Origin of the sequence: Magnetospirillum moscoviense (assembly GCF_001650635.1) — a bacterium.
Classification (GTDB): Bacteria; Pseudomonadota; Alphaproteobacteria; order Rhodospirillales; family Magnetospirillaceae; genus Magnetospirillum; species Magnetospirillum moscoviense.
In genome coordinates this window covers 1-9,497 of the sequence record NZ_LWQU01000203.1, presented here as the reverse complement: position 1 = coordinate 9,497, position 9,497 = coordinate 1, and the positions used below count along the sequence as shown (strand labels likewise).

The window sequence follows — 9,497 nt, the reverse complement described above, 5'->3', positions numbered from 1 at the left end:
CGGACCCGACCGCGCGATATTGCCTCGCCGCCGCCATGGGGGCGTGACCGTCAATACGATTCACGAATAGAGCCTTTATTTATGCGGCGATCAGCTGTGCGCGCCGGGTTGTTGCCGGGCCGCGCCGCCGCTATAACCAAGCTGGAACCCTGCCAGGAGATCGCCCGTGACCGTCGCCAGCATGACCGGCTATGCCCGCGCCGAAGGGCGCGACGCCCAAGGTTCGTGGGTGTGGGAAGCCAAAAGCGTCAACGGGCGGGGGCTTGAATTGCGGCTGCGCCTGCCGCCGGGCCTGGACGCGCTGGATCCCATCGCCCGCGAGGCTGCGGCGCGCGTGCTCAAGCGCGGCAACATCCAGCTGTCCTTGAACCTGACGGCGGCCAGCGAGGCGCCGATGGTGCGGATCAACGCCCCCTTGGTGCGGCAACTGGCCGGTCTGGCCGCCGAACTGGCACCGCTTTATCCCCATGTGCAGCCGGCCAGCTGGGACGGCTTGCTGGCGATCAAGGGCGTGCTGGAGCCGGTCGGCGTCGAGGAAGAGGAAAGCCCGGACAAGCGCCAGGCGCGCGAGGCGGCGATCAAGGACAGCCTGATCCAGGCCCTGGATCAACTGGCCTTGATGCGGCTGTCCGAAGGCCAGCGCATCAAGGCGGTGCTGCTGGATCAGTTGGCCGAGATTTCCACCCTGTCCGAGCGGGCCGGCGGCACCGCCGCGCTGCGGCCCGAGGCGGTCAAGGAACGATTGCGGACCCAATTGGCGGCGATCCTAGAGGCCCAGCCATCCCTGATCGACGAGCGGATCGCCCAGGAAGTGGCGCTGCTGGCGGTCAAGGCCGACATCCGCGAGGAACTCGACCGGCTGCGCGCCCATGTCGGCGCCGCCCGCGAGCTGTTGGCCGCCGGTGGCGCGGTCGGCCGCAAGCTCGATTTCCTGTCGCAGGAATTCAACCGCGAAGCCAACACCTTGTGCTCGAAGGCGCAAGACGTCGAACTGACCCGCATCGGCCTGGATCTGAAGGCGGTGATCGACCAGTTCCGCGAGCAGGTTCAGAACATCGAATAGGGGGAGACCATGACCGCCACGCCGCCCGCCAACCTTCCCACCGTCGCCCGTCGCGGCCTGATGCTGGTGCTGTCGTCGCCGTCGGGCGCCGGCAAGAGCACCATCGCCCGCGCCCTGCTGGATCGCGATCCCGATATCGCCATGTCGGTTTCGTGCACCACCCGGGCGCCGCGCCCGGGCGAGGTCGACGGCAAGGATTATCATTTCGTCACCGTCGAGACATTCCAGCAGATGGTCGCTGCCGGCCAGTTCCTGGAACATGCCAGGGTGTTCGACAATTATTACGGCACGCCGCGCCAGCCGGTCGAGGACGCCCTGGCCTCGGGCCGCGACGTGCTGTTCGACATCGACTGGCAGGGCACCCAGCAATTGGGGCAGAACGCCCGCTCGGATCTGGTCACCGTGTTCATCCTGCCGCCCTCGGTCGAGGAGTTGGAGCGCCGCCTGCGCGGCCGGGCCCAGGATACCGAAGAGGTGGTCAGGAAGCGCATGGCCAAGGCCGGCGACGAGATGAGCCACTGGTTCGAGTACGATTACATCTTGCTCAATACCGAGGTCGACCGCTCGATCGCCCGCGTCCAGGCCATCTTGGATTCCGAGCGTTTGAAGCGCGACCGCCAGGTCGGCATGGCCGCCTTCGTCAACAATCTGCGCGGCGAGGGATGAGCGCCGGTCCCGCCACCATCCTGGTTTATGTCGGGCTGGACGCCGTCGGCGACGGGCTGATGAAGCTTGCGTTCCTGCGGGCGCTGAAGGCCGCCTTCCCCCAGGCGCGCATCACCTGGATGGCCGGCAAGGGCCACACCGTCTATGCCGGCATCCTGGCCCCCCTGGTCGAAGGCCTGGTTTCCGAGGTGCTGGACCAGGCGGGGATCGGATCGCGCGCAAGCGAATTGTTCGGCCGTCGCCCGTTGGCCGGGCGGACATTCGACCTGATCGTTGATACCCAACGCCGTCTGCTGACCAGCCTGATCCTGCGGCGGATCGGCCATGAACGTTTCATTTCCGCCGCCGCCGGGTTTCTTTTGTCCGACGCCCGCCCGCCGGCCGGCTATCGCCGGCCGGCCTCGATGGTGGCGCAATTGATGGATCTGGTCCAACTGGCCAGCGGACAGCCGGCCGATGCCTGCGCGCCCTTGCCGAACGACGCGGCGATCGCGGCGGCAGCCGCCGCGCTGTTGCCCGACGGGGCGTGCTATGTCGGGCTGGCCCCGGGGGCGGGCGGGCGGATCAAGTGCTGGCCGCTGGAACGCTTCATCGCCGTCGCACGCCGGCAAGCCGAGCTTGGGCGGGTGCCGGTGTTCCTGCTGGGTCCGGCCGAGGCCGACTGGGCCGGCGCGATCCGCGAGCAGGTGCCCAATGCCCGCTTTCCGTTGCAGGAAGCGGCGGCGGTCACGCCGATGCTGACCATCGCCCTGGGGCGGCGGATGGGGGCGGCCATCGCCAACGATTCGGGTACGGGTCATATGCTGGCCCTGGCCGACATTCCACTGGTGTCGTTGTTCGGTCCGACGCCGGCCGACAAATTCGCCCCGGCGGCGCGGACGCTGACGGTTTTACGGGCCGACAACTGGGGAAGCGACAAGATGGATGCCATCCCCGAGACCGCCGTCCTGGCCGCGCTCGACAAGTGTTTGCTTTGACCGCGCGTGAGGCCAAGGGTACCATCTGCGCCAAACTTGTTCGACCAGAGGATGGAGACGTCACCAGCATGGATATCAAGGATCACATCAGGGGCATTCCGGATTTTCCCAAGCCGGGCATCCTGTTCTACGACATCTCGACCCTGTTGGCCCGTCCCGACGCCTGGCAGGTGGCGATGGGGCGCATGTCGCGTGAGGTCCGCAAGTTCCAGCCCGATCTGCTGGCCGGCGTCGAATCGCGCGGCTTCCTGGCCGCGGCGCCGCTGGCGCTGAAGCTGGGCTGCGGCTTCGTCATGCTGCGCAAGAAGGGCAAGCTGCCCGGCAAGACCATCAAGCACGAATACAGCCTGGAATACGGCACCGACACCATCGAGATCCAGGAAGACGCCGTCCAACCCGGCCAGCGCGTGGTGGTCATCGACGATCTGCTGGCTACCGGCGGCACCATGACGGCCGGCGTGGACCTGCTACGCAAGGTCGGTGCCAATGTGGTCGGCGCAGCCGCGATCATCGAGCTGACCTTCCTGCCCGGCCGCAAGCGTCTGGCCGAGATGGACGTTCCGTTCACCGCGTTGGTGTCGTACGACGACTGAGTTGTAGGGCCTGAAGACCTAGAAGGGCCGCACAGGGATGGATTTTGCGTTACAGGCCGCTCTCTTGGGCGCGGTGATGGGCTCGGCGGTTCTCGCCGTGTCCACCATCTATGGCTGGACGCTGCCCGGTGCGCCCAAGGCCTTCGGATGGTGGGCAGGCGCCTTCATTCTGGAAGCGGCCAGCAAGGCCGTGCTGCTGGGCGGCGGCGATTCCTTCATGATCGAGGCCTCGGATTTCTTCCACGGCATGGCGACCGGGTTGTCGCTGTGCGGTGCACTTTCGTTCATGGGGCGGCCGATCACTCCAGTGATCCTGGGGGTCGGGCTGTTGATGGCCGGCGGCTGGGCGGTGGTGGTCCACGCCTTCCGCGAGGCGGCCGGGCTGTCGGGCCTGCCGCTGTTCGGCGTCGGCGGCCTGCCCATGCTGGTCGGTGCCTGGGCTTTCCTCGATCGCGGCCAGCCGGTCGATCGCAGGCAGCCCAACTTGCTGGCGTCGATGTCGTTCGCCGCCAGCGGCATCCATCAGCTGTCGGCGCCGTTGTTGCATGCCCATCCGACCTCGGCGACGCTGTCCTTCGTGGTGTCGCAGTTCCTGTCGATGGTGATGGCCGTCGCATTGCTGCTGGTGGTGCTGCGCAGCCAGCAGGCCAGGGCTGAAAGCGAAGGCCAACGGGCCAGCCTGCTGCAAAGCCGCCTGCTCGACGCGCTGGACGGCGTGCAGGACGGCATCGCCCTGTTCGATTCCTCGGGGACCTTGGTCACCTCGAACGATCTCTACCGCGAGTTCCTGGCTCCGGCCGCCAACGCGATCCGCCAGGGCCAGAACATCCACGACATCTTGAAGGCCGAGGCCGAGTTCTGCCTGGTCTCCGATTCGGTCGGGATCGAGGACGGCCACGAAGTCCAATTGTGGGATGGGCGCTGGGTCGCGGCAAACGTCTATGGCACCGCCGATGGCGGCCAACTGCGCATCCTGCGCGACGTCACCGCCCGTAAGCAGACCGATCTGGCCTTACAGGAAAGCGTCAACTGGCTGCGCGGCATCATGGACACCGTGGTCGATGGCATCATCACCATCGACGACACCGCCACGCTGCTGTCCTACAACCAGGCTGCCGCCCGCATCTTCGGCTATAGCCCCGATGAAGTGGTCGGCCGCAACGTCCACATGCTGATGCCCGAACCCTATCGCGCCGAGCATGACGGCTACATGGCCCGCTATCGCCGCACCGGCGAGGCCAGGGTGATCGGCATCGGCCGCGAGGTGCACGGCCAGCGCAAGGACGGCAGCACCTTCCCGCTGGAGCTGTCGGTGACCGAGATGCGCCAGGGCGAGCTGGTCACCTTCATCGGCCTGGTGCGCGACATCACCGATCGCAAGCAGGTCGAGAACGCGCTGGTGCAAAGCGAACAGCGCTTCCGCGATCTGGCCGAATCGGCATCGGACTGGTTCTGGGAACTGGATGGTCAGTTGACCTTCTCGTTCGTCTCGGGCCGGGTGCGTCAGGTCCTGGGTGTCGGGCCGGCCCATTTCATCGGGCGGTCGTTCCTGGAACTGGGCGACGCCGCCGAAAACCCGGTGGATTGGCATGCGCAACTGGGCCTGATCCACGCCCGGCGGCCCTTCCGTGGCTTCGTCTTCCTGAACCGCATGCCGTCCGGCGCCATCAAGTTCGTCGAAATGGCCGGCCGGCCGGTGTTCGACGCCGACAATTCCTTCGCCGGCTATCGCGGCACCGCCAGCGACGTGACGCCCTTGAAGCGTCACGAACAGGAACTGGCGGCGCAATCCAGCCTGCGCCAGGCGATCATCGACAACATGGCCCAGGGCGTCGCGGTGTTCGACGGGTCGGAACGGTTGGTGGCGCTCAACAAGCACGCCCGCCTGATGCTGGACCTGGCCGAGGGTGACGTCGATCCCGGCCAGTCGAATCTGGAAGGCATGTTGCTGCATCTGGCGGTCCAGGGCGAGTTCGGCCGCGGCAACGCCATGCGCAAGGCCGGCAACCGACTGGCCCGCTTGCGCCAGCAGCCCAATCTGGTGTTCGAGCATGCCAGGCCCATGGGCGCGGTGATCGAGGTGCGTGCCTCAGGCATGCCGGGCGGCGGTCTGATCTTGACCTTCACCGACATCACCGACCGCAAGAAGGTCGAGGACACCCTGCGCGAGGCCAAGAACGCAGCCGAGCGCGGCAATCGAGCCAAGGCCACCTTCCTGGCCAATATCAGCCACGAATTGCGCACGCCGTTGAACGCCATCATCGGTTTCTCGGAATTGATCAAGCACGAGATTTTCGGACCGCTCGAGCCGGTGTCCTATCGCACCTATGTCGACGACATTCACGAAAGCGGCATGCACCTGCTGGAGCTGATCAACGACATCCTGGACATGTCGAAGGCCGAGGCCGGCATGACCGATCTGGTCGACAGCCTGGTCGATGTCGTCTCGGTGATGCGCGGCTCGATCCGCATGATGGCCCGGCGCGCCCAGGCCAACGGCGTCGATCTGATCGAGGATTACCCGGCCGATCTACCCTTCCTGCGCGGCGACGAGCGACGGATTCGCCAGATCGTCCTTAACTTGCTGTCCAACGCCGTCAAGTTCACCGAGGAAGGGGGCTCGGTCACCCTGTCGGCGGTGGCCGACGAACAGGGCTATTGCATCCGGGTCGCCGACACCGGCATCGGCATGAGCCCCGAGGATCTGGAACGGGTGATGGAGCCCTTCGTCCAGGCCGACACAAGATTGTCGCGCAAATATGAAGGCACCGGCCTGGGATTGCCCTTGACCCGCGCCCTGACCATGGCCCATGGCGGCACCTTGGTCATCGAGTCCGAACCCGACAAGGGCACCACCGCCACCGCCTGTTTCCCGGCAAGCCGTATCGTCAACAATCCGGCCGAGGCGATCGCCATCGAGGAAAGCCTGCGGCGAGGGTAGCAGGCTGCGGAAAGAACGCCGATTGAGCGTTCCATGCCCTTTTCCGTCACCCTCGGGCTTGACCCGAGGGTCCACGCGTCGGGCGGCAAAAGTCATTGGAAACAATTGGAGTGGTGGGGCCGCGTAGATGCCCGTGTCAAGCACGGGCATGACGGAGTGTGGGCGACGGCTCTATTCCTGGCGCAGCACCCGGGCCGGCGGAATGCCGATCGACACGGTGGTGCCGGCCCCCGGGCGGCTGGAAATATGGAACGTGCCGTCATGCAGCAGCACCAGGCGCCGCGCCAGCGGCAGTCCTAGCCCGTTGCCTTCCTGTTTGGTGACATGCGGGCTGGAGCCGCGGCCGAATGGCTGCAACACCACATCCATGTCCTTCGAATCGATGCCGATGCCGGTGTCGTGAATCATGATCCGCACCCATCCGTCGGGCGTCGCCTCGACATCGACGGTGACCATGCCGCCGGCCGGCGTGAACTTGATGGCGTTGTTGATCAGATTGACCAGGATCTGGCTGAAGCGCAGCGAATCGACCCTGACCTTGGGGACCTGCGTGTCGGTCGGGCTGGCGAAATCCAGCCGCAGCGACCGGCTGGTGGCCAGCGGCGTCAGGGTCCCGACGCAGCTTTTGATCAACTCGCAAATATCGATCTCGTCATCGACCAGCGCGACTTTGCCGGTCTCGATCTGGGCCATGTCCAGCATGTCGTCGATGCTTCCCTTCAGCAGCATGCCGGCATGGTGGACGCTGCGCAGGGCTTCCTTCTGCTTCGGGGTCTGCAAAGGGCCGAAGATTTCCAATTGCAGCGCCTCGGTGAAGCCCAGGATGGCGTTCAGCGGCGTGCGCAATTCATGGCTCATGTTGGCCAGGAAGTCGGTCTTGGCCTGACTAGTCTCCTCGGCGTGCTGCTTGGCCAGTTGCAGCATGCGATATTCCTGCTCCTCGGTTTCCTGCGCGGCGGCGACTGCGCGCGCTTCGGATTCCCGGCGGCGCTGGTCGGCGCGGATGAATAAGGTGACCAGCAGCACGCTGGCCAACAGGGCGACGATGCCGGCCGGGATCAGGATGCGGTCGGCTTCCTCGAACGGGGCCTGCATCACCGCCTTGGGAACGCCGTAAAGGATGGTCCATCCCAGCCCTGGAATGCGATGGAAGGTGGTGACCAGCTCGTTGCCTTCCTGGGTCACGGCCACGAAGCGGCCGCGCTGGGCGGTGGTCGCGGCAAGCTTGGACCCGGCCGAATCGGTGATGCGGGCGCCGATGAAGCTGTCGGGATCGCGCGAGCGGGCGGCGATACGCCCATTGGCGTCGATCACCGCGACGACATGGGTGGCGGGAAAGTTCTGCCGCGTCAGCACCGCGCTCAGGGCTGCCGGAAAGAAGGTGCCGTTCAGGATGTAGCGGATATCGGAGCCGTCCATCACCGGCACCCCCATGATGATCAACGGCTTTGACTGGATGCTGCCGCTGGGCACCACTCCGAAGATCTGGGGCGCTTTGGTCTCGACGATCTGGGCGATGTTGCCGGGCGCGCTGGTATAGGGCAGGGGCGCGCCAAAGGGGCGCAAGGTGTTGGTCACCATGGTTTTGTTGGCGGGGTCGAGCAACGCCATGGTGAACCAGTGCTGCTCGGGGCGTCGGACGACGTTGGTCAGTTCGCGGTGGAAGGCGCCGATATCATTGCGGACGATGTCGGTCGATGACGCCAATACCGTCAGCACCTGGAAGCGGGCCTCGATGTCACGCTCGATGGCGGTGGACAGCGCGGTGATGATGCCGTCGATTTCCGACTCGATCAGCTTGCGGCGGTCGTCGGCATAGAAAAATCCCAGGACCAGGGCGAATGCGGCGATGGGCAGCGCGGTGGCGCAGCAGATGGCCACCAGGCGCCATGATTGCGGCCATTCCTTCGCCCAACCGATCCGGACGGGTCGGGGGCGCTTGTCGTTGCTACCGTCGAAACGAGCCGTGGGCGCCATCCTGTCCCCAGCCATCGTGGTTGGTCGTTGATTGGATACCAGTTCAGGCGTTTTGTCGATGGGGCCGATTGCCGAGGCGGGCCTTCATCCAGAAATACGGAATGTCGCGCATTTGCAGGTCTTTCCGCTCGGCGGGCAGGGCTTTGATGGCGGGGGCTGGAAGCTGGCGGTCTCGCGCGCCGCCTTCGCCAAGGGGGCGCCCCTACCTCGACAAATGCGCGGTGCGGAACCGGCCCAGAACCCGCTTGGACAGCCGGGCCAGGGTGCCGACATCGCCGGAAGCCAGCATCCGCAGCCCCAACACGATACGCCTGCCCCACACCAGGACGGGATTGTGGCGGACGTTATACTGATAAAACAGGAAGGCGGCCACGTCGAGAACCAGTCCGGCCAGCGGTGCCCGGCCGGCGCGCACCTTCAGTGTCATGCGCCGCAGCAGGGGCGAATTCAGGCTGAACAGATAAAGAGCGTTCTGCAACTGGTTGCGCCGGGTCCAATTCATGTGCGGCTTGAAGTTCCAGTTGTACATCGTGGACTGTGCCACCGCCTCGTCGGTCAGCATGGCCTGGGTGATGTAGCCCTCCTTCAGCGCCGCCTCGGTGAAGGGGTAGCCGGGGAAATACTGCATCTTGTAGGTGAACAGCTGCAAGGGCTGCGGAAAGCGCAGCAGCAGGTCGATGGATTCCTCAAGGTCCTGCTCGCTCTCGAACGGGTTGTCGAGGATCAGGTCATAGCGGCCGTGGACGCCATGGTCGTGGAGCACCCGGGCCTTGGCCACCAACTCGTCGTTGCCACCGGGGCGCTTCATCACCACGGTACGGACGTGCTTGTCGCCGGATTGGATGCCGAAGCCCATCTCGGTCAGGCCGGCATCGACCAGCAGGCGGACGTTCTCCTCGCGGATCAGCTTGGGCACCAACTCGCATTCGAACGGCAGGCCGACTGCGTCCTTGTACTTGTCGCGGAAGTCGGCCAGCCACTCGCCGTACATGGCGAACACCTCGTCGTGGAAGCAGACGTGACGGGCGTTGGGCGTGCGCCGGTGTGCCTCGACCAGTTCAGCGACCACGTTATCCACCGAGCGCAGACGCACCGGCTTGCCGTTGCCCCGGTGCATGGGGGTCAGCAGGGCGTTGACGCAATAGGTGCACTGATAGACACAGCCGCGCCCGGCCATGATGTGGATGACCTCACCCGCGGCCTCATAGGCGTTAACATAGCCTGGACAGGCGGGCGTGAGCGTGATTCAAGATGGAATGACTCATCCATCATGCCCCCCT

Annotated in this window: 7 protein-coding genes; 5 read left to right on the top strand and 2 right to left on the bottom strand. The window is 65.6% G+C overall.

What is annotated here, in order from left to right; all coding sequences use genetic code 11:
• The first annotated feature begins 166 nt into the window (after positions 1-166).
• The 5 genes from A6A05_RS19215 (at position 167) to A6A05_RS19195 (ending at position 6,240) form a co-directional block, all read left to right on the top strand.
• Positions 167-1,063: a YicC/YloC family endoribonuclease gene (locus A6A05_RS19215; RefSeq protein ID WP_068504715.1), complete on the top strand. Its 897-nt coding sequence runs from the start codon at positions 167-169 to the stop codon at positions 1,061-1,063.
• 9 nt (positions 1,064-1,072) lie between these two features.
• The gene (gmk, locus tag A6A05_RS19210) at positions 1,073-1,729 is read left to right on the top strand and encodes a guanylate kinase (RefSeq protein WP_068504713.1); all 657 of its coding nucleotides are present in this window, start codon (positions 1,073-1,075) and stop codon (positions 1,727-1,729) included.
• Positions 1,726-2,706, top strand: coding sequence for a glycosyltransferase family 9 protein (locus tag A6A05_RS19205; protein ID WP_068504711.1), 981 nt, complete (start codon positions 1,726-1,728; stop codon positions 2,704-2,706). Before gmk ends, A6A05_RS19205 begins: the two co-directional genes overlap by 4 nt.
• Before the next feature lie 68 nt (positions 2,707-2,774).
• Positions 2,775-3,299, top strand: coding sequence for an adenine phosphoribosyltransferase (locus tag A6A05_RS19200; protein ID WP_068504709.1), 525 nt, complete (start codon positions 2,775-2,777; stop codon positions 3,297-3,299).
• A 37-nt stretch (positions 3,300-3,336) separates the two neighbouring features.
• Positions 3,337-6,240, top strand: coding sequence for a sensor histidine kinase (locus A6A05_RS19195; protein WP_245644385.1), 2,904 nt, complete (start codon positions 3,337-3,339; stop codon positions 6,238-6,240).
• A gap of 171 nt (positions 6,241-6,411) precedes the next feature.
• Here A6A05_RS19195 and A6A05_RS19190 read toward each other — a convergent pair whose 3' ends face one another.
• Together A6A05_RS19190 and A6A05_RS19185 are read right to left on the bottom strand one after the other, a co-directional pair.
• Positions 6,412-8,217, bottom strand: a complete 1,806-nt coding sequence (locus A6A05_RS19190) for a sensor histidine kinase (protein ID WP_068504705.1) — start codon at positions 8,215-8,217, stop codon at positions 6,412-6,414.
• Positions 8,218-8,419: 202 nt separating this feature from the next.
• On the bottom strand, positions 8,420-9,394 hold the full coding sequence (locus A6A05_RS19185; protein ID WP_068504703.1) for a B12-binding domain-containing radical SAM protein: 975 nt from the start codon (positions 9,392-9,394) through the stop codon (positions 8,420-8,422).
• Positions 9,395-9,497 lie beyond the last annotated feature (103 nt).